Below are 25,636 nucleotides of genomic sequence, written 5' to 3'. Positions count from 1 at the left end.
GTATGGTCATCAAATGGTGACGCGGACGGAATGGCTGGAGGCCGGGTTCGAACTGCTGGCGGACGAGGGTGCGCCGGCCGTGACGATCGAGCGGCTCACCGGCAAGCTCGGCGTCACCAAGGGCTCGTACTACCACCACTTCAAAGGCGCCGCGGGGTACCGGACGGCGTTGCTGGAGTACTTCGAGGCGCGGTTCACCACCCGGCTCATCGACACCATCGAGGGTGAGCCGGCCGCGGAACCGCTGGCGAAGTTGCAGCACCTCCTGCGGCTCGTGGTGTCCGACGCGGACAACGCGAGTCTGGAGATCGCTGTCCGGGCCTGGGCACTACAGGACCCCGAAGTACGGGCCGCGCAGGAGCGGGTGGACCGGGCACGGACGGAGTACCTCAAGGAACTCTGCCGTGGACTGAAGACGGACGTGGACGCGGACCGCTTCGCGGAACTCCTCTACCTGATCTTCATCGGCGCCGAACAGGTGCTGCCGCCGATCGCCACGAACGACCTGCGCGACATCTACGCGTTGACCTTGCGGCTCGCCACCGGCGAGACCTTGCTCGACTAGAGGAGCTGCCATGCCTACCCGCACGGACCTGCCAGAGCTGGACGATCTGCTGCCTACCGTCGACGAGATCGACGTGAAAACCATCCGCGGCGCGGTGTCACTCCGCGAGTTCATCGCGGGGTCACTGGGCTACAGTCCCTTGTGGGGCAAGGGATTGTTCGCGGCCCGGACGGCCGTGGCTCTCGCACTCCGGCTGGAGACCGTCGCCCCGCCGACACGCCGACTGCGACCGGAGACGGTGAGCTTCACCCCGGGCGAGCTGGACCTCTTCTTCACTGTGGAGCGTGGCGAGGAGGATCACTACCTGCTGCTGAAGATCTCCGACAACCATCTGATCGGCTACCTGGCCTTCATCACCGACAACGCCAAGCCCGAGAGCGAGTTCAAAGCGGTCACATTGGTGAGGTACCTGCGGCCGGCGGGCCGGTTCTACTACAACCTCATCCGGCCGTTCCACCACATCATGATGCTCAGCATGTGCCGGGCCGCCGTGCGCCAGTAGCTACCGCAGCACCTCGAGTAGTGCGGCGAAGTCTGCGCGATCGACGTCCCGGGCACCGATGAGGGCCTGCATCAGCAGGCCGTCCAGCGCGGCAACCAGCAGTCGGGCCTTCTGGGGATCGGCCGTGAAGGCGCGCGCGATCTCGGTCAGTGGTTCGAGCCATGCCCCTGCCGCGGACCTCAGCTCCGGTCGTCGAGCGGCGTACAGATAGAGCTCGTACAGGGCGAGCGTCCGGCCCCGGCGCCGGATGAGGCTGTCCTCGATCAACCGGGATAGTTCGTCCGCCGGCCGCGCGCCCAGTTCGCTCCCCCGCCCGTGCAGCTCGACGGCGAGATCGTCCGCGGCCCAGCTCAGTGCGGCGATCAGCAGATCATCCAGGGTCGCGAAGTGATAGGTGATCGACGCGACCGACACATCGGCCGCCGAAGCCACCGCACGATGGCTCACACCTGCGACCCCGTCGCGCTCGATCACGCCGACGGTGGCCCGGAGCAACTCGCTCCGGCGCTGCTCACCACGCATCCGGCGGCCGTCGACACCCCGCCTGACCTGCACGAACCTCAAACTATCAGGACGTCTGTACGGATTGTTTTTGGTCCCCGGAATCGTGCGATTCGGCGGTTTTCGGCGCCTAGGCTCGGGTGACGTGACAACCAATGAACTCAGTACGGCGATGCGCCGCGCGCTGAAGCGCGCGGACGACGGCAAGACCCTCGACCCGGCCGAAGCCGAAGTACTGCTGGCGGCCTCGGGTGATGCGCTGGCCGCCTTGATGGCGACGGCGGCGCGGGTCCGCGACCAGGGACTGGCGGATGCCGACCGTTCCGGGATCATCACGTACTCGAAGAAGGTCTTCATCCCGCTCACCCGGCTGTGCCGCGACCGGTGTCACTACTGCACGTTCGCGACCACGCCAGGGCGGGTGCATGCGCCGTACCTCTCGCCGGATGAGGTGCTGGAGATCGCGCGGCAGGGTGCGGCACTCGGGTGCAAGGAGGCGCTGTTCACCCTCGGCGATGCTCCGGAGGAGCGCTGGGACGCCGCCCGGACCTGGCTGGAGGAGGCCGGGTACGACAGCACGCTCGACTACGTGCGGGCGATGGCGATCCGGGTGCTGGAGGAGACCGGGCTGCTGCCGCACCTCAACCCCGGGGTGATGAAGTGGCAGGACCTGCAGCGGCTGAAGCCGGTCGCGCCGAGTATGGGCATGATGCTCGAGACCACGTCGCGGCGGCTGTTCGAGGAGAAGGGTCAGCCGCATTTCGGCTCGCCGGACAAGGACCCGGCGATCCGGCTGCGGGTGCTGGAGGACGCCGGCCGGTCCAACGTGCCGTTCACCACCGGTCTGCTGATCGGTATCGGCGAGACGCTCGAGGAGCGGGCCGACTCGATCTTCGCGCTGCGCAAGATCGCGCGGCAGTACAACGGGATCCAGGAAGTCATCATCCAGGGCTTCCGGGTGAAGCCCGACACGGCGATGCGCAACGACGACGACGTACCGCTGGACGAATGGCTGGCCGCGATCGCGGTGACGCGGGTCGTGCTCGGGCCGCGAGTGCGCGTGCAGGCCCCGCCGAACCTGGTCGACCTGGCCGAGTGCCGGGCGCTACTCGACGCGGGCGTCGACGACTTCGGCGGCGTCTCGCCGCTGACGCCGGACCATGTGAACCCGGAGCGGCCGTGGCCGCAGATCGACGACCTGGCGAAGGTCACCGCGGACGCCGGCTTCACCTTGCGGGAGCGGCTGACCACGCACCCGGAGTACCTGCGGGAGCCTTGGCTCGATCCGCGCCTGATCTCGCATGTCGAAGCGCTGGTCGATCCGGCGACCGGGCTGGCCAATGAGTCCGCGATGCCGGTCGGCCTGCCCTGGCAGGAACCCGATGGCGGCTGGGACAGCGTCGGCCGGACCGATCTGCACACCGCGATCGACACCGAGGGCCGTCGTACCGAGACTCGTTCGGACTTCGACGCGGCGTACGGCGACTGGGACGTGCTGCGCGAGCAGGTCGCGGGGCGATCCGCACCAGAACGCATCGAAGGTGACGTCAAGGAAGCACTGGCCGCCGCCGAACGCGACCCGGCCGGGCTGTCCGACGCCCAGGCGCTCACGTTGATCACTGCCACCGGTCCTGCCCTCGATGCGCTGGCTTCACTGGCCGATGAGTTGCGCAAGGCAACAGTCGGCGACGAAGTGACGTACGTCGTGAACCGGAACATCAACTTCACCAACGTCTGCTACACCGGCTGCCGGTTCTGCGCGTTCGCCCAGCGGCGCACCGACGCGGACGCCTACTCGCTGTCGATGGACGAGGTCGGCCAGCGCGCCGAGGAAGCCTGGGTGATCGGCGCGACCGAGGTCTGCATGCAGGGCGGCATCCACCCCGACCTGCCGGGTACGGCGTACGCCGATCTGGTCCGCGCGGTGAAGGACCGGGTGCCCGACATGCACGTGCACGCGTACTCGCCGATGGAGATCGTGAACGGCTCGGTCCGCACCGGGCTGTCGATCGAGGACTTCCTGATCTCGGTCAAGGAGGCCGGGCTGGACAGCATCCCCGGTACCGCGGCCGAGATCCTGGACGACGACGTCCGCTGGATCCTCACCAAGGGAAAGTTGCCCACGGCATCGTGGATCGAGGTCATCAGCACGGCCCACAAGGTCGGTCTGCCGTCGAGTTCGACGATGATGTACGGCCACGTCGACGCACCGCACCACTGGGTCCAGCACCTGCGCACGATCGCCGCCGTCCAGGATCAGACCGGCGGCTTCACGGAGTTCGTGCTGCTGCCGTTCATCCACCAGAACTCGCCGATCTACCTGGCCGGCGTCGCCCGGCCGGGTCCGACGTACGACGAGAACCGCGCGGTGCACGCGATGTCGCGGATCATGCTGCACGGGCGGATCGACAACATCCAGTGCTCGTGGGTCAAGCTCGGCGTGGACGGGTGCGTCGCGGTGCTGAACGGTGGCGTCAACGACATCGGCGGCACACTGATGGAGGAGACCATCAGCCGGATGGCCGGCTCCAAGCACGGGTCGCGGAAGTCCATCGCCGAACTGACCGCGATGGCCACGGCCGCCGGCCGCCCGGCGCGGCAGCGTACGACGACCTACGGCCAGGTGCCGGTGCGGCCTTCGCTCGAACTGGCCTGAGAATCACCGGACGGCGTCGAGGTCCACGCCCGTGGACCTCGACCGCCGCATACGTCGCCTGGATCGCGATACACCCAGCATGTGCCGCCCGGTGCTTGCGGTCCTCACCCACCTGACGTCGTGAGGATGCATCCCTGACGGTGTGAGCGCGCGGCGCCGGTCGGACCGTGGGCGTTTGGGTGCAATCGGATGCACGGGAACGCTGATTTTGCAGTGGCGTTCCCTGGTTGGTCTCTGGTCCCCAGCAGCACCAGACACCAACCAGGGAACGGAAACGCCGGCCATGCCCGGAGTCGGTCGCCACCTCACTGGCGACCGGCACCGCCTGCGGCACGGCCGGCGTCCTGCTGTTGCCCCGAGAGGGCAGTCGGCCCGAAGGAGGGCGGGCCGACGTCTCATTCCGTGACCGGCAGGGGAGGTACAGTCCGGTCGCGGACGGGAGTACGTCGGTACCACCTGGAGCCTGTTTGTCAGCGACCCGTCCGTCGCCGACAACTGAACGTTGTCACGTCACCACAACCGCAGACCATCCCCGGGTTCAAACATTTGCAGGGCCTTTGAACTGGGCAACCCTCAGTAAACAGACCCTCACTTTCCGTGCCCCCGTTGCCTTCCGCAACAACATTCACCCACGCCGGATCTCCAGATCCACACCCCAACCCACTGGCGGGTTGTTCCTCCACTGACGCGCAAACAACCCGCCACCCAGCACACAACCCGCCACCCGCCGGCAACCACCGCCAGTGCCCACCGATCCCGAGCAGTGCCCGACCGGACTGGGATTCGCATCAGCCGGTACGAGGAGCGGCCCGACGCGGCCCCCGGAATGCACCGAACAGATCTGTCATACCCAGCCCACTGGCGGGTTGTTTTACCGCTGGCGCGCATATAGCCCGCCAGCCAGCACATAACCCGCCACCCGTCGGGAACCACCGCCAAAGCCGACCACGTGCCGACGGTCGCAGAGGTATGGCGGGTTCCCGGCGGCAAGCATGGCGGGCTCCGGCCGGATTGGGATCTCAACCCTCCGCGACGCGGCGCTCAGTCCGAGGTGCCATACCGGACTCAAGCAGACAGGACCATCCAGCCGACCGCGTGCATCGAAGTCAGCTGGCCGGCTCCATGCTCAGCCGGAGACGGGTCCGGAGGGTTAGTACGGGTAGGTGTCGTCGCGGCGGGTGGGGTCGAGGTCCCAGAGGGAGAAATCGACGATCTTGTGGGACTCTTCGCCGCCGGCCGGCATCAGGCCGAAGGAGTCGTAGTCCTTCGACCCCATCCCGTCGAGGTAGCACAGCAACTCGAACGCCGACTGAGCGTCCTCGATGTCGTCGATCACCTCGTCGTTCTGCGCCTCGTCCGCGCGGCTCCGCACGTACTCCACGAACGCGTCCGGATCCGTCACCACGTAGTCGTACCGCGCCTGGTAGCTGAGCCGGACCCCGTCCGCCGGCAGCAGCGGCTCCTCGAGTCCCTCGAGATCCTCCAGGCCTGCGCCCTCGACCATCTCCCGGTAGTCCGCGGGGTCGTCGAAGTCGTCCGGCCCGAGCGGCAGGTCGTCGAGCTCGTCGGGGTCGTAGGAGTCGATCCCGAGGAAAATGTCGCCCCAGCCCCGCTCGTGCACGGCGTCCGCGAGCGCCCGGGCCTGGACCCGGACGTTCTCGATAGCGCCGGTGGCCCGCAGGTCGTGGAGATCCAGAGCGTCGGCCTGCTCCAGCAGCACCCGGGCGAGTTCGCGGGCGGCCTCGGCGGCCGACGCGGGTTCGATCGGCTCACTCATGCTGCGACGGTACAACCATCGGCACCTCGACCGCCGAGCCCGGTACGCCGAACGCGTCGACGAGCTCGACCGCGACCGGCCGAACCGTGGCGCAGAGCTCGTTCACCAGCGCCGTGATCGCCTTCGACCGGCCCGGCGACAACCGCCCGTGCTCGAGGTACCAGGCACGCTCCGACTCGATCGTCGCGAGCGCATGCAGGTCGTAGACGTCCTTCAGCACCTCGCGGAGCTCCTCCGGCGCATCGTCGGCCGCCGTATGGAACGCCTCCAGCACGACGCGGTCCACGTGCGCCCGCCCAGCGGCGATGACGTGGTCCTGGCACCGGTTGAACACCTCGAACGGCTCGTCCCCGGCATCGATCCCCGCCTTCAGCCGCCGCGCGACCCCGGACAGCATGTGCTCCTCACGGAACCGCAGCAGCCCCGAGTGGTACGCGTCGTCCCGCAACCCCGCATCCGGATCGTTCGCGTCGCTCCGATTCGGTACGACGTCCCGCAGCCGCTCGATCAGTGGTCGCAGGGCCGCCTTCTCGACCACGATCTCGACCGCCTGAGCCGCGATGAACCGGGCCGTGCCGAGCGGGTCCAGCTTCCCGAACGACTCCCGGTAGTCCGTCAGCAGACCCTTGGCCACCAACTGAAGCAAGACAGTGTTGTCACCCTCGAAGGTGGTGAAGACATCGGTGTCCGCCTTCAGCGTGGCCAGCCGGTTCTCTGCCAGGTAGCCGGCACCGCCGCACGCCTCACGGCACATCTGGATCGTCTCGGTCGTATGCCACGTCCCGAGCGCCTTCGTCCCGGCCGCCTGCGCCTCCAGCGCTCTCCGGTCGTGCTCGTTGCTGCCGTCACCGAAGACCCGCACGAACTCGTCGACCAGCTCGGCCTGTGCGAAGTGCAGTGCGTAGGTCCGCGCGAGCAACGGCAGCAGCCGGCGCTGGTGCATCCGGTAGTCCAGCAGCAACGCCTCCTCAGCACTCCCCGGAGCACCGAACTGCCGCCGCTGAGCGCCGTACCGGATCGCGATGGTCAGTGCGACCTTGCTGGCGTTGATCGCCGCGCCACCGACCGAGACGCGTCCCTGCACGAGCGTGCCGAGCATGGTGAAGAACCGGCGGTCCGGGTTCTCGATCTCGCTCTGGTAGTTGCCATCAGCATCGACCTGCGCGTAGCGGTCCAGCAGCGCCTCCCGCGGCACCCGGACCTGATCGAACACGATCCGCCCGTTGTCGACCCCGTTCAGCCCCAGCTTCGGGCCGCAGTCGGACAGCGTCACCCCGGGTGTCGCCGTACCGTTCTCATCCCGGATCGGCACCAGCAAGCAATGCACGCCTCGGCCCTCGCCGCCGACGAAGAGTTGCGCGAACACCGCGGCCATCCGCCCGTGCCGCGCCGCGTTCCCGATGTAGTCCTTCCGCGCGGCCGCGGCCGGCGTGTGCACGACGAACTCCGCGGTCGAGGCGTCGTACGTCGCCGTCGTACCAAGGGCCTGCACGTTCGAACCATGGCCCGTCTCGGTCATCGCGAAGCAGCCGAGCAGCCGGCCGCTCAGCGCATCCGCCAGATAGCGCTCGTGATGACGCTCGGTGCCCAGGTGCAGAATCGCGCCGGCGAACAGGCCGAACTGCACCCCCGCCTTCACCATCAACGAGAGGTCCCCGAAGGCGAGCGTCTCGAACCCGGCGATGAATCCGCCGAGATCGCCCGCACCGCCGTACTCCTTCGGGAAACCGCGTGCGGGATGGCCCTCGGCCGTGACATCCAGCAACACGTCCAGCACCTTGTCGCGGTACTCATCCGGCGGCAGGCGCAGCGACATGTCGAGCAGCTCCGCGTTCGCGCTCAGCCCGGCGCGCACGACGTCCCGCGCCGCCTTGTGCGGCCCGTCCAGATAGTCCCGCAACCCCGTTGTGCTCATGCTCTTAACCTATGCGGATTCGCCCGCACTTTCCGTCACCATCGTGTGACTGTGGACAACTCTCTCGCAATGCGCATCTGCGGCAGTATGCTGTCGACCGTGCCGAACTTGCGGATCAGTGAGGCGGCCGCGCTCCTCGGGGTCAGCGACGACACAGTACGGCGCTGGATCGATCAGGGCAGGCTGCAGTCAGTCCAGGAAGGCGGCCGGATGGCCGTCGACGGCGGCGCGCTCGCCGCCTTTGCCCAGAGCTTGGCGGAGTCGCCCGAGCCGGGGGTCACCGCCGCGGCCTCGGCACGCAACCGCATGCGGGGGATCGTCACCCGTGTGCTCAAAGACGGCGTGATGGCCCAGGTCGAGATGCAGGCCGGGCCGTTCCGCGTCGTGTCCCTGATGAGTCGCGAGGCCGCCGACGAGCTCGGACTCGAGCCAGGTGTGGTTGCCGTCGCCTCGATCAAGTCGACCCATGTGGTCGTAGAGATCCCGGAGGCCTGATGTTCCGTCGTACAGTGCTCGCCGCGCTGGCCGCCACCGTCGCGCTCACCCTGGCCGGCTGCGGCGACGACACCCCTGCGGCGTCGTCGTCCTCGGACAGCCCGAGCGCCGCGGCGTCCCTGTCCGGGACTGTCAACGTGTTCGCCGCCGCGTCCCTCACCGAGTCGTTCACCCAGATCGGCAAGGACTTCGAGGCGGCTCATCCGGGTGTGAAGGTCACCTTCAACTTCGCCGGCAGTTCGGCGCTGGCGCAGCAGATCAACCAGGGCGCGCCCGCCGACGTGTTCGCCTCCGCCGCGCCGAAGAACATGGACCAGGTGACCGACAAGAACAGCCCGACCACGTTCGTGACGAACACGCTGGAGATCGCCGTACCGCCCGGCAACCCCGGGAAGATCACCGGTCTGAAGGACTTCGGGGACAAGAGCAAGAAGATCGCGCTGTGCGCGCCGCAGGTGCCGTGTGGCGCAGCGTCGGAAACGGTGTTCAAGGCAGCCGGGATCGCCCCGCAGCCGGACAGCCTGGAGCAGGACGTCAAGGCCGCACTGACCAAGGTCAGCCTCGGTGAGGTCGACGCCGCGCTGGTCTACAAGACCGATGTGCAGGCGGCGAAGGGCAAGGTGGAGGGCATCGAGTTCCCCGAAGCCGGCGAGGCCGTCAACAAGTACCCGATCGCCACGCTGACCAAGGCCCCGAACGCTGACGGCGCCAAGGCGTTCGTCGACTATGTCCTGTCCGACAAGGGCAAGGCCGTCCTCTCCGCAGCGGGCTTCGCTACACCGTGAGTCGTCGTAGCAGGAGCACGATCGGGCGTCTGCCCCTGGTGCTTCTGCTGCCTGCGTTACTCGGCCTGGCGTTCCTGCTCATCCCGCTGGTCGGTCTGCTCGCCAAGGCGCCGTGGTCGACGCTGCCGAGCCGCTTGTTCAGTGCTGATGTCTGGGATGCACTGAGGTTGTCTTTGCTCTGCGCAACAGCGGCCACCGCGGTGTGCATGGTCCTGGGGATCCCACTGGCGTGGTTGCTGGCCAGAGCACCGATACCCGGCCGCGGCGTCATCAGAGCGTTGGTGACTGTTCCCCTGGTCCTGCCGCCGGTGGTGGGAGGTGTTGCGCTGCTCCTGGTGCTCGGACGGCGTGGACTGGTCGGTCAGCACCTGGACGCCTGGTTCGGCATCACTCTGCCGTTCACCACCGCCGGAGTGATCGTGGCTGAAGCCTTTGTGGCTATGCCGTTCCTGGTCATCTCCGTGGAGGGTGCGCTGCGCGCTGCGGACCCCCGCTACGAGGAGGCCGCCGCGACGCTCGGCGCTGGTCGGTGGCTGACGTTCCGCCGCGTCACACTGCCTTCCATCGCACCAGGTGTCGTGGCGGGCGCCGTACTGTGCTGGGCTCGTGCACTGGGTGAGTTCGGCGCCACCATCACCTTCGCCGGCAACTTTCCCGGTCGTACGACGACGATGCCGCTGGCCGTCTATCTGGCTTTGGAGACCGACCCGGACGTGGCCGTCGTACTGAGTCTGGTGCTGCTGATCGTTTCTGTCGTCGTACTGGCGTCTCTGCGTGAACGCTGGATCAGTGGGCTGCGATGACGCTGCATGCCGAGATTCGTGTGACCCGCGGCGAGTTCGACCTCTCACTCGACCTCGCCGTCGAACCAGGCGAGGTCGTCGCCCTCCTCGGACCCAACGGCGCCGGCAAGACCACCGTGCTCCGTGCGATCTCCGGCCTGCTACCTCTGGGCGACGGCCGGATCGCGCTGGACGAGGAGGTGTGGGACGAGCCTCCTCGCACCTTCCGTACGCCGGACCGCCGGCCGATCGGTGTGGTCTTCCAGGACTACCTCCTGTTCGACCACCTGAGCTGCCTGGAGAACGTTGCCTTCGGCCTCAGAGCCCGTGGTGTCGACAAACACGCAGCCCGTGCCGAAGCCACCCGGTGGCTCGACACCGTAGGCCTCTCGGCGTACGCCCGAAGCCGACCACGCTCGCTGTCCGGCGGCCAGGCCCAGCGTGTCGCTCTGGTCCGCGCGTTGGCAACCAGCCCTTCGCTGCTGCTGCTTGACGAGCCGCTGGCCGCATTGGACGCCAGTACGACGCTCCATGTGCGCGCCGAACTCGGTCAGCACCTGGACCGCTTCCCCGGGCACACGCTGCTCGTCACCCACGACCCCCTCGACGCCATGGTCCTCGCAGACCGGCTGGTGATCGTCGAACACGGCCGCGTGGTCCAGGAAGGCCGTCCCACCGAGATAGCCCGCCGCCCTCGCACCGACTACGTAGCCCAACTAGTAGGCCTCAACCTCTACCGAGGCACAGCATCCGGCACCACCGTCACGCTGTCCGAAGGCGGCATCATCACCCTCGCAGAGCCTGCGACCGGCCCGGTTCACGTAGCCTTCCCACCCACTGCCGTCAGCCTCTACCCCGAGGCCCCGTCCGGCAGCCCCCGCAACACCTGGCCCGCCACAGTGACCGGCATAGAGCAACACGCCCACACGGTCCGAGTCCGCCTGACCGCAACCCCCGCCGGCCCAACCACCCTCCTGGCCGACATCACTCCCGCCGCAGTAGCCGACCTCCACCTGTCCCCGGGCCAACCCCTCCACGCCTCCCTGAAAGCCACCGAAATCCACACCTACCCGGTGTAAGAAGGCCCACGCGCAACGCGGCAGTTGAGGACGTTCCCGTCAGTCGCCCTCGAAGGTGGCTGGGCCGGCGCCAGCTCGTCCAACAGCGACTCGCATCGTTGATGGTGCTGTCGAACTCATCCTGCTCGGGTGAAGTCGAGCGCGTCCGAGCCGGATAAGACTCAGGGGCATGACGACTCCTCGTGATGCCAGCGCTGCCGTCCGCGTCCAGCACCGAGCGGCGCTCGAGACTCTGCCGATGTCCGATACTGCCGACTTCGATGCGACCTCACGGGGTCGGATCGATGAGCTCAGCCCGGGTGTGGTGCGGGCCGTGGGCGGCGAGGTGGTGTGGGACAACGACTCGTACGCGTTCCTGGAAGGAGACGCCCCGGACACGGTGCACCCGAGCCTGTGGCGGCAGTCGCAGCTGGTCGCGCGACAGGGGCTTTTCGAGGTGGTCGAGGGCATCTACCAGGCGCGCGGCTTCGACCTGTCGAACGTCACGTTCGTCGAGGGCGAGACCGGTCTCGTGGTCATCGACCCGCTGCTGTCGGCACAGACCGCTGCCGCCGCGCTCGGTCTGTACCGAAAGCACCGGGGCGACCGACCCATCCACGCAGTCATCTATACCCACTCTCACGTCGACCACTTCGGTGGCGTGAAGGGCGTGGTCTCCCAGGAGGACGTCGACGCCGGGCGCGTGCGGATCCTCGCTCCGGAGGGGTTCACCGAGCACGCCGTCTCCGAGAATGTCTACGCCGGCACCGCGATGGGCCGACGGGCCGGCTACATGTACGGCGCGGCACTGGCCCGTGGGCCGCGCGGCCAGGTCGGCGCCGGGCTCGGGCAGACGACCTCGACCGGAACGATCACGCTGATCGCGCCGACCGACTTCATCTCCACGACCGGGCACGAGGAGACCATCGATGGGGTCCGGATGGTGTTCCAGATGGCGCCCGACACCGAGGCGCCCGCGGAGATGCTGATCTACTTCCCCGAGCACAGGGCGCTGTGCGCAGCCGAGGACGCCACCCACAACCTCCACAACCTCCTCACCCTGCGAGGCGCGCTGGTCCGCGACCCGCGCGGCTGGGCTCGCTATCTCACCGAGACCCTCGACCTGTTCGGTGCGGACGTCGACGTTGTCTTCGCCTCCCACCATTGGCCCACCTGGGACAACGAGCACGTCGTCCACTACCTCACCCTCCAGCGCGACCTGTACGCCTACCTGCACGACCAGACCCTGCGGATGCTGAACAAGGGCCTGACCGGCCCCGAGATCGCCGAGCTGATCCAGCTCCCGCCCGTCCTGGAGAACGCCTGGCACACCCACGGCTACTACGGCTCGGTGAGCCACAACGTCAAGGCCATCTACCAGCGCTACATCGGCTGGTTCGACGGCAACCCCGCGCACCTGTGGCAGCACCCACCCGTCGAGGCCGCCACCCGGTACGTCGAGTTCATGGGCGGCGCCGACGCTGTCGTGGAGAAGGCCCAGCAGTACTTCGACAACGGCGACTTCCGCTGGGTCGCGGAGGTCGTCAACCACGTCGTGTTCGCACAGCCGGATCACGCCGCCGCCCGCGAGTTGCTCGCCGATACCTACGAGCAGCTCGGCTACGGCTCCGAGAACGGCACCTGGCGCAACTTCTACCTGTCCGGTGCGACCGAGCTACGCGACGGCAGCTTCGGCACCCCGACCGTCACCGCATCTGCCGACGTGGTCTCCAACCTCAGCCCGGACATGTTGTTCGACGCCTTCGCGATCCAGCTCGACGGACCCCGCGCCTGGGACCAGGCCCTGTCCATCGACGTTGTCTTCAATGACGTCGACCAGCGCTACCGGCTCCGCCTGTCCAACGGCGCTCTCACCTACAGCTCAGCGCCACAGCGCGGGGACGCCGACGCGACCCTGACCCTCCCTCGCGCCTCGTTGCCCGCCCTCGCCCAGGCAACGACAGATCCCGCCGCGCTGGCTGCTGCCGGCATCGACGTCGCCGGCGACGCCGGAGTCCTCGACCGACTGTTCGGGCTTCTCGACCCCGGCGACCCGAACTTCACGATCGTCACACCGGACTGAGTCCAGACCAAGCATCGACCAGGACCGCCGGCCGCTGAGCCTTGGGCGGGCATCGTGCAGGTGCTGGACACCGGGGTTGGACCTTCGAGGGAGGCGGGGTGACACGCGTGAACTTCCTATTCGGATCGCTGGCCGGGTACCGGCCACAATGGCTGCGCCGGGACCTGGTCGCAGGCCTGACAGTGTGGGCGGTGCTGGTTCCCGAGTCGCTCGCCTACGCCACGATTGCCGGCGTCTCGCCGGTCGTAGGCCTGTACGCGGCGGTGCCGGCGCTGGTGCTGTACGCGGCAATCGGAAGTTCCCGGCACCTGGTGGTCGGTCCGATGTCGGCGACCGCGGCATTGTCGGCGGGCATCGTCGGCACCTTCGTCGCCGCCGGCGACGATCGGTACGCCGCGCTGACGACCGCGCTCGCGCTGGTGACCGGGGTCATCGGTGTGGCCGCGGGGCTGGCCCGGCTGGGGTTCCTCGCCTCGTTCATCTCCGAGCCGGTGTTGAAGGGGTTCATCGTCGGGCTGGCGCTGACGATCGTGGCCGGACAACTCCCCAAGCTGTTCGGAATCGAAGGTAGCGACGGCGACTTTTTCGCCAAGCTCTGGCACCTGCTCACCTCGCTGGACCAGACGAGCGGGACCACGCTGGCAATCGGCGTGCTCAGCCTCGTCGTGGTGCTGGGCCTGCGCCGGTGGCTACCGATCGTCCCGGGGTCCCTGGTGGCGGTCCTGCTAGGCATCGCCGCGGTCGCCCTGTTCGACCTCGAGCAGCATGGCGTGGCGATCGTCGGGCCGATCCAGTCCGGCCTGCCGACGTTCGGCCTGCCCTCCGGGTTGGCGTGGGACGACTACCTCGCCCTGGTGGGGCCGGCCGGTGGAGTGCTGCTGGTCGGGTTCGCCGAGGGACTGGCGGCGGCGAAGACGTACGCCGCCCGGGCCGGCTACGACATCGACGCCAACCGCGAGCTGGCCGGTTTGGGCGTGGCGAACCTCGGAGCAGGCGTCGCCTCCGGGATGGTCGTCAACGGCAGCCTGTCCAAGACCGCCGTCAACGGCGGGGCCGGCGCCCGCTCCCAGATCAGCGGGCTGACGGTTGCCGCACTCACGGTCGTGACGCTGCTGTTCCTGACCGGCCTGTTCGAGGAGCTTCCGGAGGCCACCCTGGCCGCCATCGTGATCGCCGCGGTCATCGAGCTGGTCGACATCGCCGCCCTGCGCCGGTTGTATCGCGTGTGGACCCAAAGGCTCGGCGGCATTTACGGCCCCGCCGCCCGCGCGGACTTCCTCGCCGCGATCGCCGCGATGCTCGGCGTGCTCGTCTTCGACACCCTGCCCGGCCTGGTGATCGGCATCGCCGTGTCGATGACATTGCTGCTCTACCGAGCCAGCCGGCCGCACGTGACCAGACTGGTCCGCATCGGCGATACCGACCGGCCAGGACTCTGGGTGGATGCCGACCGGCACCCCGACGTCCGCCCCGAGGACGGCATCCTCGTGATCCGCGTGGAATCCGGGCTGTTCTTCGCCAACGCCGATCACGTCCGCGACAGCATCCGTGCCCTTGCCGCACCCGGTCCCGTCGCCGTCGTGCTGGACGGCGAGAGCAGCCCGTTCATCGACGTGACCGCGGCCGGCATGCTCGATCAACTCAGCCGCGAACTCGCTGCCCGCGGCGTTCGCCTCTACTTCGCCCGCAACATCGGCCAGGTCCGTGACGTCCTCCACCACACCGACAACGGATCAGGACTCGTGATCTACCGGAACATCGACGCCGCAATCGCCGCCGCCCGAGCGCATCCGCAACGACCTGACAACTGACGCACGCACCGCTGCTCCTCCCCAGATGTGCGCGGCCGACCACATCCAACCCGTAGTTAGTGCAGTCCGTGGCTCCACGCCAGTTGGAGGAGAGCGGCGCCTGCGGGCTGGGTGGGGTTTTGGTGGGTGAAGGTGTTGATTACCTCGGGGGTGAAGGGTTGGGGGGTCAGGAGGCGGCCTTCAGGGTTGGTGGTGGGGAGGTCGGGGAAGAGGGTGTCGAAGATCGTGGAGTCGAGGGACAGTACTGTCAGTAGGTCGGTGGCGAAGGTCAGGGGGTCTACGCCTAGGCCTACGCAGTGGGCTCGGGCTGTGCCGGCTTGGAGTGCGTTGGTCAGGTGGGTGGCGAAAGGCCAGTGCGCGTAGGGGATGGGGGCGGTGGCGCTTCCGTAGTCTTCGGGGTGGGCAGCCAGCTCTTCGGCTAGTTCTCTGGTGAGGTTGTGCCAGAGGGAGAAGTCGTTCTGTTCGTTCCAGGGGGCGGCGGCGCTGGGTTGGAAGATGCCGGAGGGGACTACCTGGTAGAGGCCGCCGGCGTGGCCGACTTTGGCGGGGTCTCGCCAGTGGAGGTAGAAGGTGGACTCGCCGGAGACGACGTCGCGGCGGATGGTGAGGGTGCTGATCGCGATGTTGGTCGGGCGGTTGGCTGGGTTCCAGGGAGCGCCGATGGATGTGCGCAGCGGGGTGGGGGCGTTCGGGTTGAGGCGTTGGGCGGTGAACTCGTGGGCGGAGGCCTCTCCGGTGTTGATGCTGTCGAAGTAGGTGCCTCGGCCCAGGCGGAGGAACGGCTTGGGGCCAGTCAGGTCCGCGGCTATGAGGCGATAGGTGGGGCGGTCCTCGAAGACGGCTGGTGGGGCCAGGTCGGCGATGGTTTCGGCGTACGAGCCGTAGTGGGTGCCGTCATGGCGGAGGGGCAGCTGCACCTGGGCTGCGGGTTCGCGGCCGGTGACGCCGGTGAAGGTCGCGTCGGGATCGAACTCGAGAGTGATGGACGTCAGCGGGATGGGTGTCGCCGGTAGCCAGGTTTCTGGTGCCAGTAGCGGTGTGCCTGCAACATGATGGGCTGCAGGGAACTCGTCGGATGCGCCCAGGCCGAGGCGATAACGGTGCTCGACGAGGTGGCGGCGTACTGCGAACCAGGCGTGGCGGCTTGCCTCGACGTCGGCTGTGGAATCCGGCATGACCCATTGCAGCAAGGTGCGAGGTGCCCGAGCAATGGCGGGGTCCGGCTATCGTGTGCATTCGACCGACGGGGAGGCCGACGTGATGAAGCCTATTGTTGCCTCAGGCATCTTGGTGATCGCCGCATGACGGCGGACTTGGAGGCCGCCCTCGGGCGGTTGGAGGACGTGCTGGACGGTGTCGAGGCGAACGTCGATGACTTCTGTGGGTTCTGCTACAGCGAGGCGGATGCGAAGGCGCTTGCGGGGCCGGTCGATCGGTTCCCTCAGAGCCTGCTGACGTCGGTCGCCATGGAGGTACCGGATCACTTCGACGATTACGCCAATCTGTACCGCAAGGTCACTCCTCGCGTGATGGCCCTGATGGTTCGCGACGAGCTGCACGTCGACGAGAACCTGATCGCGAAGCGCATCGCGGAAGTCGGGTGCTGGAGCACATGGGCCGACGACGAGCGCGATGCGATGCTGTCCGTCTGCCAGGCTTGGTGGGAGGACACGCTGACGACGCACCCGCGCCAACCGGAGGCGCACGTGGTGCTCGGCTTCCTGGCGACAACCTCCGTACCGGTGACGCACTGGTTCGAGCTGTGGAACGCGCTGCCACCGGGCGCGGCCGACCTGCATGCCGTCGACCTCTGCCGGCGGTGGGTGCTCCAACTGCCCGGCGACGTGAAGGTCGGGTACTCCGAAGACATCGACATCACGGCGGACCTCCGCCAGTGGATGTTCACCGACGCTCGGCCCAGGCTCGTCCGTGCCGAGGCCACGGATGTGCTCGACATCTTTGACTCGATCTGACGCGGCAGGAACAGCCGGAGAAGTTACGGGCTGTGACGTCACCGGGATGAATTGACATCGTGTAACGGCCGGTTTCGCGCTCAGAACGCGCGATGCGGTAACGAAGAGTGTTTAGTTACTCACTTGTAGTGTGTGGATTCTTCACACGAGAGTGATGACATCGTGCACTACGCCAGCCCCTGTCCGGGTGTCCAAGATGTGCGGGGCGCCACGAGAGGGGGTCGGACAGTCATGCACGAGAGTTACGAGTTCTACTGCCTTGCGGACCGGACGTTCTACGAGACGCCGGCCAATCGTGGTACCCAGCACCCGGACTTCGCCCTGTCCGGCAGGGCGGTACCGGACGGGTGGCGGCAGGTGCCCGGGCAGACCTGGATGCACTACGCGCCCGACGGGCTGAAGCTTCCCGCGCAGGGCTGGAAGATCCACGTGTCGGCCCGGCTCGCGGATGTCGAACGGACGCTCGAGGCCGTCTGGGAGTACTGCGTCCCGCGCGGCATCGCGTTCAAGTTCCTCCGCAACGAGCCCGTCCTCGTGATGGTCAACTCGAAGGCCGCTCCGCGCGGATCGAGTGGCAAGCTCGTGACGATCTACCCGACCGACGCTGTTCATCCGCCGGTGCACCACCGCGGCGGCGAAATCCAGCTGCCGGACGGCGGGGCCCGTGCTTCGATCAACGAGTGAACCCGCCGGATGACACGCACGAATCCCGCCGCTGCCCGGGCTGCGGCGCCGATCTCCCGCGCTCGGACTGGCCGGGCGAGGCGAAGAACAACGCATCCCCCGAGTGCCTGGAGGTCTCCGGTCAGCTGCTCGGCTTCGAGATCGAGCACCAGGCCAGGCTCGGCCACCTGCACCAACTGCGGATCGACGCGTACGGCGGCCAGCATGTCCTCCCCGGGACTCCGCCGATCGGGCCGGTGTTCGCGCTCAACGGGCTGTACATGTACCTCGAGCGCGGTTCGGGCAACCTCGACGTACGCACGGCGCACGGCATCATGGCCAACTCGTACGACGACTGGCCGGTGCTCACCCCACCCGCGACGGTCGGCCGGCTCACGGCGTACGACGTCCTGACCGCGGGCGGCGTCGAGGAGGTGGAGGCGACGCTCATCATGTGGGCCGGACAGGTGTGGGATTCCTGGCCGGACGACGTCCAGGATGTGGTCCGGAAGCTGACCGTCGAGCTGGTCCCGGAACGCTATTTCCGGCGCTAGAAACCGGTCGGTTCCGAGCCTCGGATACCCCTTTCCAGCGACCCTAAAACCTCGGCGTGTCGGGCCGGAAACCGTTCTGTTGTTGGACTTTCACTACCTCAAAGGCCAGAAAAAACCGGGGCAGATTCCCCGGATGGTCTTGCGCTCCGCGCCGAGGTCGCACAGGATGACAGGCGTTGCGTCGTTACCGTGGCGTGATCATTCGGTCGCTGTCCTGTGACCTGACCGAGTGCCCCCTCCCCTGCACGGGGGGCCTGGTGAGTTCCACCATGCCCAAGCTCACGAGGAGCGCTTTTCCGATGTCCAAAGCCCGACATGCGCGCCCCCGGCGAAGTACCCGCCGGGTGGCACGGACCCTCACGATCGCCGGTCTCGGGGCCGGCATCACCGCCGCCGGCGCCGGTGCGGCGTTCGCGACCGACTACACGGTCAAGTCCGGCGACACCCTCTCCGAGATCGCGCAGGCCAACGGCGCCGACTGGCATCAGCTGGCCAGGATCAACAACCTGAAGGACCCCGATCTGATCCTGATCGGGCAGACCCTGACGCTGGACGGCGTGACGAAGGCCGCCGCTCCGAAGCGGGTGACGACCAAGAAGGTCGAGACCAGGAAGGTCCGCAAGACCGAGCGCAAGGTGAAGTCCAGCCGCTCCGAGGACCGTCGGTCGACCAGCGGCCGCGCGAACCTCAGCGGCGCCTGGGCGAAGGTCGCCAACTGCGAATCCAGTGGGAACCCGCGGGCCGTCAACCCGGCCGGGTACTACGGGCTGTTCCAGTTCGACCGGCAGACGTGGCGCAGCGTCGGCGGCTCCGGCAGCCCGGCCAATGCGTCGGCGGCCGAGCAGTTGATGCGCGCCAAGAAGCTCTACGCCCAGCGCGGCGCGTCCCCGTGGCCGGTCTGCGGCCGCTTCCTCCGCTGACCTGACCTCCACCACGCACGTTCTATCCGGCCGGGCGGCGGTAGACCGTCCTCCCACCGCCTGGCCGGGCCTCCGCGCCCCTGGCGTCTGGCGCTCCCCACCCATCGTGGCGGGTTAGTGCGCAACTCATCCGTGATCGCGACGGGTGGGGAGCACCAGACGTCAGTTGGTCAGAGGGTTCTCAGACGCCCTCTCAGGTCCGGGTGATGACCAGCATCTCGTTGGCACCGACCTGGAACTCGTACGGCACCTTGCGGGTCTCCCAGGTGATGCCGTCCAGCTCGTCCAGGATCTCCGGCAGGAATGCCACCGGCTGGCCGGCGCCCTGCAGCACGAGCGGGAAGATGCGTACCTCGGCGTTGCTGACCCGGATCAGTTCACGCAGCGCCGCCAGGTGCCAGTCGCGGTCGTACTTGTCCGCCCAGGTGAACAGCAGGTGCGAGCACAGCACCAGGTCGAATCGCCGGTCGCCGAACGGAAGCTCCGGCAGCCCGGCCGCGATGTAGCGCTCGGGCGCCACCGACACGTCCTGCAGGAACCGGTCGGCCGCCTCGATCCTGTACTGGTCCTTCCGCTCCGGCGATCCGTACCAGTGCCAGACGAAGCTCCCGTGGTGCTCATCCACGATCCCCGCGGTCGCGGGCAGGCTGCGCCGAACGGTGTCGACGAGCTCCGGCGGCTCCAGCTCGTACGCCGGATCGACCGCGATCGCGTCGACGCCACGCGCGGCGGCCTCCGCGGTGAAGCTCGCACCGCCCGCACAGCAGTCGAGCACGGAGTCAGGGAGTTCTCTCAGGTCGAACATCGCTTCGTACTCGGCGTACGAGCGCGAGGTCACCAGCACGGGTCTACCTTTCGACGGTTGTCTTCCGGTGCAGGCGGCGATCCAGGAAGGATGCTCCGGCCGCCAGAGCCAGGAAGAGTACCGCGACCAGCAGACAGTTCAGCAGCACCCGGGCGTACCCGTGCTCGCCGACGTCCACGAACGGATACGGGTAGAAACCGACGAACTCACCGCGGACCAGTGTGAAGACCAGCCACAGCAGGGGGTACACGATCGACCACCCCACGATCCGCTGATCCACCACGCCGCGCGGGCCGAACAGCAGCCATCCGAGGACGCCGAGGATCGGCGTCGCGGTGTGCAGCAGCAGGTTCGCCACCGACGCCCACCCGGACAGATCGTCCTGCCCGGCCAGCACCAGGTGGTAGACGATCCCGGTCACCGCGATGCACAGCACACCATTCAGCCGCAACGTCTTGAACACGGTCCCCTGCGGCCGGTCCGGCTGCAGAGCCAGTAGCAGAACCGTTGCCCCCAGCAGCAGGTTCGACTGGATCGTGAAGTACGCGAACACGTTGAACACCCGTTCCGGATTGTCCCGGAAGAACCCCTCGGTCCCGTTCGCCGTCACGAACAGCTGCACCACGATGCCGGCCGCCACGGCGAACGCGGTGACCCCGGCCCAGACCCGCCCGGTCGTCGTCATGCCCGCAATGTACGACGGCCGGACGGCGGAGCCGGGGACCTCAGACGGACTGCTTCTCGCGCGGCGCCTGCTCCTGGCCGGCGGACGCGTCGGCGGCCTGGAAGCTGTAGCTGAACGAGACGATGGCGTCGATCACGAGCACGATCGTCCACGTCCACGCCGGTGCGAGGGCGGCGTCGTACCCCTGCCCGGAGAGCAGGCCGAGGGCAATCATGATGCCGACGGCGACGACGTACGCGAGCAGGTGGCGGTACCAGCCGGCGCGCTCGCGGCGGGCCCGCTCAGGCCCGCGCTTCGGCGGTTTGACCGGCCGCGGCGCGCCACCCAGGTAGTGCGCGGCCCACTTGTCCGCCCACTGGAGCGTCTGGTGGCCGAAGCCGACGCTGACGCCGATGAAGATCGCGGCCAGCGAGTGCTTGAACGACGGCTCGCCGCCGCGATGGATGTCGACCACGCTGGCAACCAGCATGACCACGTCGACCAGCGGCACCGCCGCCAGCAGGACCAGGCCGGCCGTCGGCAGCCGGAGCAGATAGCGCGTCGCGAGGCCGGCGGCGAGCAGGACCCAGAACCCGATCTCACATGCGGCGATCACAGCGAGCAGCACAGTGGTCCACCCTCCCGAGATGTTTATTAGTACGACTGTGTTGTGAACGACTGTAACACGACTGTGCTAAAAAGGGCACATGCCGAAGATCGTCGACCACGACGTCCGCCGCGAGGAGATCGCCCAGGCGCTCTGGCGGGTGGTCCGCCGCGACGGCGTCCGCGCCGCCTCGGTCCGGACCGTCGCTGCCGAGGCCGGCTGGTCGCCCGGCGCCGTCCGCTACTACTTCCCCGACCAGGAGGGTCTGCTCAGCTTCGCGATGGACCTGGTGGCGCGCCGGGTCGGCCAGCGGATCAGCGCACTGGACGTCAAAGGAAGCGCCCTGACGATCGCGCTGCGTTATCTGGAGGAGGCTCTCCCCCTCGACGCCGAGCGGCGGGCCGAGTTCGACGTCTGGCTGGCGTTCATGGCCCAGGCCCAGGCCGAGTCCGGGGCCGGCGCACTGCACGGACACGTCGACGCGGTGCACGACGGCTTGCGCCAACTCTGCGAGTCGCTGCTCCGATCCCTGTCCGAGGCCGGCGGTCTCCGGGAGGGTCTGGATCTACGCCGCGAGGCCGAACTTCTGCACGCCCTGATCGACGGTCTGGCCCTGCACTCGGCCATCCTGCCCGGCCGGACCACACCGGCCCGGATCCGGCAGCTCCTCCGGCACCACCTCGAGACACTGCTTGCCTGAAACCCCTTGCACACGGGGCTCTTCTGTCCGATCACAGACAAGATTCGGCGAGACCGGACTAAAACCTTGCGCCGCGTGGCACGATCACCGCATGGAGTCCGAGGGGGTGATCGTCGTCAGTGGGATCATGGCGGCCGGGAAGTCGACGGTTTCCCAATTACTGGCGGAGAGATTCCAGTACGGCGTCCATCTCCGGGGTGACGTTTTCCGCCGGATGATCGTCAGCGGGCAGGCCTCGATGGCCGACGACATGGCCGAGGCCCAGCGGCAACTCCAGCTCCGGTACCGGCTCGCTTGCCAGGCCGCCGACGGGTACGCGCAGGCCGGTTTCACCGTGGTCCTGCAGGACGTGGTGATCGGTGAACTGCTGCGCGAGTTCCTGGACGGGATCCAGAGCCGACCGCGCTATCTCGTCGTTCTGACGCCGCGACCCGAGGTGATCTCCAGCCGGCTCGGCGGGGCTTATCACCTGGTCGACGAGCTCGACTACGAGCTGCACGCGTTCAGTCCGCGGCGCGGGTTGTGGCTGGACAACTCCGATCTGTCCGCCGGCGAGACCGTCGACGCGATCCTCGGCCGCCTGGACGAGGCGCGCTTCGAGTGATGACCGGACAGGCTACCCAGGGGTAGTTTGGCTGGATGGCGACCACAGTACGGCGGACCTCCTGCAACCTGTGTGAAGCGATCTGCGGCGTGCTCGTGACGGTCGACGACGGCCGGGTCACCGACATCCGCGGCGACGAATCCGACCCGCTCTCCCGCGGTCACATCTGCCCCAAGGCCGTCGCGCTCCGCGATCTCCAGGAGGACCCCGACCGGCTGACCACGCCAGTACGACGTACTGCCGACGGCTGGCAGGAGATCGGCTGGGACGCGGCGTACGAGCTGGTCGTCGAGAGGCTGACCGAGATCCAGCGTGAGCACGGCCGGAACTCGGTCGGTGTCTACCTCGGCAACCCGAACGTGCACAGCCTGGGTGCGCTGACTCACCTGCCGACGATGATCCGGCAGCTCCGGACCCGGAACCGCTTCAGTGCCACGTCGATCGATCAGCTTCCGCACATGCTCGCGTCGTACCTGCTGTACGGACACCAGCTGATGGTCGCGGTGCCGGACATCGATCGGACGTCGTACCTGCTGATGCTCGGCGCCAACCCGCTCGCGTCGAACGGCAGCATGATGACCGCGCCCGGCTTCGGCCGTCGGCTCAAGGACCTGCGTAAGCGCGGCGGCAGGGTCGTGGTGATCGACCCGCGCCGGACCGAGACGGCCGCGGTTGCCGACGAGCACCACTTCGTCCGGCCGGGCACCGACGCGGCGTTCCTGCTCGCGCTCATTCACCAGATCATCGCCGACGGTCACGCGCGGCCGGCGTCGTACGTCGACGGGTTCGCGGCGGTCAAGGCAGCGGTCGTGCCGTGGACCCCGGAGCGGGCAGCCGCCATCACCGGGATCGACGCGGACCTGATCCGCCGGATCGCGACCGAGTTCGCGACCGCGGACCGGGCCGCCTGCTACGGGCGGGTCGGGGTGTCGACGCAACAGTTCGGCGCGATCTGCCAGTGGGCGATCCAGGTGCTCAACATCATCACCGGCAACCTCGACCGGCCGGGCGGGACGATGTTCCCGCGGCCGGCGGTGAACGCGCTGCTCGGCTTGGGCCGCGGTCACGTGGGGCTGTGGAAGAGCCGGGTCCGCGGGCTGCCCGAGTTCGGCGGCGAGCTGCCGGTGTCGACGATGGCCGAGGAGATGCTGACGCCGGGCGATGGCAGGATCCGGGCGATGGTGACGGTCGCCGGCAACCCGGTGCTGTCCACCCCGAGCGGCCGGCGCCTGGACGAGGCCCTCGACTCGCTCGACTTCATGGTCGCGGTCGACCCTTACATCAACGAGACCACTCGGCACGCGGACGTGATCCTGCCGCCCGCGCCGCCGCTGGAGCGCGACCACTACGACGTGATCTTCCACCAGCTCGCGGTCCGCAACACGGCTCGCTGGAACGACGCCGTACTGCCCAAGCCGCCCGAGGCCCGGCACGACTGGGAGATCTTCCGCGACCTCGGCCTGGCCTTGGTACGCCGTACGCCGTGGAGCCGGCGGAAGGTGGAGGTGATGGCGCGACTGCGGATGTCGCCGCGACGGATCGTCGACCTCGGACTGCGGATCGGGCCGTACCGGTTGTCGCTGCGCAAACTGCGGAAGTCGCCGGGCGGGGTCGACCTCGGACCGCTCCAGCCGGCGCTGCCCGGAGCACTCCGGAGCAAGAGCAAGCGGATCGACCTGGCCCAGTCGATGATCCTCGACGACCTGCCACGGCTCGAGTCGCTGGTCGCTCTCGACGACGGCGGGCTGTTGCTGATCGGACGGCGGCATCTGCGCAACAACAACTCGTGGATGCACAACTCGGCCCGGTTGGTGAAGGGCCGGCCGCGGCACCAGCTGCTGATGAACCCGGCGGATCTGGCCGAGCGCGATCTGAAGGACGGCCAGCTGGTCACGGTGGCGTCGGCGGCCGGGTCGGTCTCCGTGGAGGTTGCCGCGAGCAACGACATCATGCCGGGCGTGGTCAGCTTGCCGCACGGCTTCGGGCACGGCCGGCCGGGTGTCCGGCTCACGGTTGCGAGTCAGGTCGCGGGAGCGAGCGCGAACGACGTCACGGACGCCGGGCTGACCGACACCGTCGCCGGCACCGCCGCGGTCAACGGCGTACCGGTGACGGTGACGGCCGGTTAGACCGGCGGTGGGCCGGAGCTGTCGCGGACGATCAGCAAGGGTGTGGAGTAGAGGTGCGCCTGTGGGCGGGCGCCGTTGAGCAGGTCGAGCAGCCGGTTGGTGACCTCGGCGCCGTACCCGATGATGTTGTGACTCATCGCCGTCAACGTCGGGTGCGTGATCCGGCACAGAATCGAGTCGTCCCAGGCGACCAGGGTCACGTCGTCGGGTGAGCGCGACCCCAGACCGTGCACGACGGCCAGACCGGCCACCGCCATCAGGTCGTTGTCGTAGATGATCGCGGTCGGCCGGTTCGCGGCGGCCAGCAGGTCGCGCGTCGCCGCGGCACCCTCGTCGGCGGAGAAATCGGTGTGCACGACCCGGACGTCGAGGCCGAGCCGCCGGCCCGCCGTCGCGTACGCACAGTCGCGGATCCAGACATCGCCGTACTGCGGTGGTCCGGCGACGCGGGCGACCACGCGGTGACCGAGCGACGCGACATGGTCGAGCGCCGCGTTCATCGCCGCCGTACCGTCGGTCCAGACACACGGCATCCCCTCGGCCAGCTCCGGATCGGCGACCAACACGGCCGGCAGCCCGAGCTTGCGGAGCAACGGGATGCGCGGATCGGCGACCCGCAGGTCGACCACGATCACACCGTCGACCCGGCGTTCCGCGGCCCACTTCCGGTACGTCGCCAGCTCTTCGTCCAGGTCCGCCACCACCTGCAGGGCGAGCGCGTACGACTTCTGTGCGAGCACGGACTCCACGCCACCCACGAAACCCATGTAGAACGGTTCCTCGGTCAGGGTCTTCGCGGTCCTCGCGAGAACGAGCCCGAACGTCTCGCTCCGCGCCGCGGACAGCTGGCGGGCGGCCCGGTTGGGCACCCACTCCAGCTCTTCCGCGACCTTCAGGACCCGCGCCCGGGTGGCCTCGGAGACGCCCGGCTGGTTGTTCAGCGCATACGACACCGCGCCCTGGGAGACGCCCGCGCGGCGGGCGATCTCTTTGATCGTGACTCGGGGCACAACGGCCTCCTCGAAGGGCGGCCGGACCGCTGACGGTCGGTCCGGAATCCTTCAGTGTGCGCCGCTTTCCACACCGT

General features: G+C 68.2%; 24 protein-coding genes. 16 read left to right on the top strand and 8 right to left on the bottom strand.

The window, feature by feature from the left end; all coding sequences use genetic code 11:
* The first annotated feature begins 13 nt into the window (after positions 1-13).
* Together OG817_RS41190 and OG817_RS41185 are read left to right on the top strand one after the other, a co-directional pair.
* Positions 14-565, top strand: coding sequence for a TetR/AcrR family transcriptional regulator (locus OG817_RS41190; RefSeq protein ID WP_406050414.1), 552 nt, complete (start codon positions 14-16; stop codon positions 563-565).
* 10 nt (positions 566-575) lie between these two features.
* Positions 576-1,067, top strand: a complete 492-nt coding sequence (locus OG817_RS41185) for a DUF2867 domain-containing protein (protein ID WP_406050412.1) — start codon at positions 576-578, stop codon at positions 1,065-1,067.
* Here OG817_RS41185 and OG817_RS41180 read toward each other — a convergent pair whose 3' ends face one another.
* Positions 1,068-1,622: a TetR/AcrR family transcriptional regulator gene (locus tag OG817_RS41180; protein ID WP_406050410.1), complete on the bottom strand. Its 555-nt coding sequence runs from the start codon at positions 1,620-1,622 to the stop codon at positions 1,068-1,070. It abuts the gene before it with no gap.
* A 91-nt stretch (positions 1,623-1,713) separates the two neighbouring features.
* Between OG817_RS41180 and OG817_RS41175 the strand changes: the two genes are divergently transcribed.
* Positions 1,714-4,224, top strand: a complete 2,511-nt coding sequence (locus OG817_RS41175) for a bifunctional FO biosynthesis protein CofGH (RefSeq protein WP_406050408.1) — start codon at positions 1,714-1,716, stop codon at positions 4,222-4,224.
* Between the two features lie 1,150 nt (positions 4,225-5,374).
* Here OG817_RS41175 and OG817_RS41170 read toward each other — a convergent pair.
* Complete coding sequence (locus tag OG817_RS41170) at positions 5,375-6,001, bottom strand: hypothetical protein (RefSeq protein ID WP_360445860.1); 627 nt, start codon at positions 5,999-6,001, stop codon at positions 5,375-5,377.
* Positions 5,994-7,916: an acyl-CoA dehydrogenase gene (locus OG817_RS41165; protein WP_406050407.1), complete on the bottom strand. Its 1,923-nt coding sequence runs from the start codon at positions 7,914-7,916 to the stop codon at positions 5,994-5,996. Before OG817_RS41165 ends, OG817_RS41170 begins: the two co-directional genes overlap by 8 nt.
* 99 nt (positions 7,917-8,015) lie before the next feature.
* Between OG817_RS41165 and OG817_RS41160 the strand changes: the two genes are divergently transcribed.
* From OG817_RS41160 to OG817_RS41135, 6 genes are all read left to right on the top strand, one after another.
* Complete coding sequence (locus OG817_RS41160) at positions 8,016-8,411, top strand: TOBE domain-containing protein (protein ID WP_360445857.1); 396 nt, start codon at positions 8,016-8,018, stop codon at positions 8,409-8,411.
* Positions 8,411-9,196 carry a molybdate ABC transporter substrate-binding protein gene (gene modA, locus OG817_RS41155; protein WP_406050406.1) on the top strand — a complete coding sequence of 262 codons (786 nt, stop codon included), beginning with the start codon at positions 8,411-8,413 and terminating at the stop codon, positions 9,194-9,196. Before OG817_RS41160 ends, modA begins: the two co-directional genes overlap by 1 nt.
* A gap of 38 nt (positions 9,197-9,234) precedes the next feature.
* Positions 9,235-9,999 (top strand): molybdate ABC transporter permease subunit, encoded by a 765-nt coding sequence (modB, locus tag OG817_RS41150; protein WP_406050404.1) that lies wholly within the window; start codon positions 9,235-9,237, stop codon positions 9,997-9,999.
* Entirely contained in the window at positions 9,996-11,057 is a 1,062-nt protein-coding gene (locus tag OG817_RS41145; RefSeq protein ID WP_406050403.1) for an ABC transporter ATP-binding protein, read from the top strand. Before modB ends, OG817_RS41145 begins: the two co-directional genes overlap by 4 nt.
* 169 nt (positions 11,058-11,226) lie before the next feature.
* A complete protein-coding gene (locus OG817_RS41140; protein ID WP_406050401.1) occupies positions 11,227-13,119 on the top strand; it encodes an alkyl/aryl-sulfatase in 1,893 nt (630 codons plus the stop codon).
* Between the two features lie 107 nt (positions 13,120-13,226).
* Positions 13,227-14,930, top strand: a complete 1,704-nt coding sequence (locus tag OG817_RS41135) for a SulP family inorganic anion transporter (RefSeq protein WP_406050400.1) — start codon at positions 13,227-13,229, stop codon at positions 14,928-14,930.
* 56 nt (positions 14,931-14,986) lie between these two features.
* Here the strand turns inward: OG817_RS41135 and OG817_RS41130 are convergent, their stop codons facing one another.
* Complete coding sequence (locus OG817_RS41130) at positions 14,987-16,105, bottom strand: hypothetical protein (protein WP_406050399.1); 1,119 nt, start codon at positions 16,103-16,105, stop codon at positions 14,987-14,989.
* Between the two features lie 126 nt (positions 16,106-16,231).
* On the opposite strand from OG817_RS41130, the gene OG817_RS41125 reads away from it, so the two are divergent.
* From OG817_RS41125 to OG817_RS41110, 4 genes are all read left to right on the top strand, one after another.
* Positions 16,232-16,903, top strand: a complete 672-nt coding sequence (locus tag OG817_RS41125) for a hypothetical protein (protein ID WP_406050397.1) — start codon at positions 16,232-16,234, stop codon at positions 16,901-16,903.
* A gap of 231 nt (positions 16,904-17,134) precedes the next feature.
* Positions 17,135-17,587 carry a hypothetical protein gene (locus OG817_RS41120; protein WP_406050396.1) on the top strand — a complete coding sequence of 151 codons (453 nt, stop codon included), beginning with the start codon at positions 17,135-17,137 and terminating at the stop codon, positions 17,585-17,587.
* Positions 17,584-18,120, top strand: a complete 537-nt coding sequence (locus OG817_RS41115; RefSeq protein ID WP_396392669.1) for a DUF5946 family protein — start codon at positions 17,584-17,586, stop codon at positions 18,118-18,120. The genes OG817_RS41120 and OG817_RS41115 overlap by 4 nt, the downstream gene beginning before the upstream one ends.
* 344 nt (positions 18,121-18,464) lie before the next feature.
* On the top strand, positions 18,465-19,040 hold the full coding sequence (locus OG817_RS41110; protein WP_396392670.1) for a transglycosylase family protein: 576 nt from the start codon (positions 18,465-18,467) through the stop codon (positions 19,038-19,040).
* Between the two features lie 193 nt (positions 19,041-19,233).
* On the opposite strand, the gene OG817_RS41105 is transcribed toward OG817_RS41110, so the two are convergent.
* Genes OG817_RS41105 through OG817_RS41095 form a run of 3 tightly spaced genes read right to left on the bottom strand, consistent with a single transcriptional unit; the run spans position 19,234 to position 21,137 of the window.
* Entirely contained in the window at positions 19,234-19,884 is a 651-nt protein-coding gene (locus OG817_RS41105) for a class I SAM-dependent methyltransferase (RefSeq protein WP_406050395.1), read from the bottom strand.
* Positions 19,885-19,888: 4 nt separating this feature from the next.
* On the bottom strand, positions 19,889-20,530 hold the full coding sequence (locus OG817_RS41100) for a Pr6Pr family membrane protein (RefSeq protein ID WP_396392672.1): 642 nt from the start codon (positions 20,528-20,530) through the stop codon (positions 19,889-19,891).
* Positions 20,531-20,570: 40 nt separating this feature from the next.
* On the bottom strand, positions 20,571-21,137 hold the full coding sequence (locus OG817_RS41095; protein WP_406050394.1) for a 2TM domain-containing protein: 567 nt from the start codon (positions 21,135-21,137) through the stop codon (positions 20,571-20,573).
* A gap of 79 nt (positions 21,138-21,216) precedes the next feature.
* Between OG817_RS41095 and OG817_RS41090 the strand changes: the two genes are divergently transcribed.
* The 3 genes from OG817_RS41090 (at position 21,217) to OG817_RS41080 (ending at position 24,549) form a co-directional block, all read left to right on the top strand.
* Entirely contained in the window at positions 21,217-21,816 is a 600-nt protein-coding gene (locus OG817_RS41090; RefSeq protein WP_406050393.1) for a TetR/AcrR family transcriptional regulator, read from the top strand.
* Positions 21,817-21,907: 91 nt separating this feature from the next.
* Entirely contained in the window at positions 21,908-22,420 is a 513-nt protein-coding gene (locus OG817_RS41085; RefSeq protein ID WP_396392675.1) for an AAA family ATPase, read from the top strand.
* Between the two features lie 35 nt (positions 22,421-22,455).
* A complete protein-coding gene (locus tag OG817_RS41080; protein ID WP_406050391.1) occupies positions 22,456-24,549 on the top strand; it encodes a molybdopterin-dependent oxidoreductase in 2,094 nt (697 codons plus the stop codon).
* Here OG817_RS41080 and OG817_RS41075 read toward each other — a convergent pair.
* Positions 24,546-25,559 (bottom strand): LacI family DNA-binding transcriptional regulator, encoded by a 1,014-nt coding sequence (locus OG817_RS41075; RefSeq protein WP_406050389.1) that lies wholly within the window; start codon positions 25,557-25,559, stop codon positions 24,546-24,548. The genes OG817_RS41080 and OG817_RS41075 overlap by 4 nt on opposite strands.
* Positions 25,560-25,636 lie beyond the last annotated feature (77 nt).

The organism is Kribbella sp. NBC_00889, assembly GCF_045207705.1.
GTDB lineage: Bacteria > Actinomycetota > Actinomycetes > Propionibacteriales > Kribbellaceae > Kribbella.
Note: the sequence above shows the minus strand (reverse complement) of the source record. Positions and strands in the feature narration are given on the sequence as shown.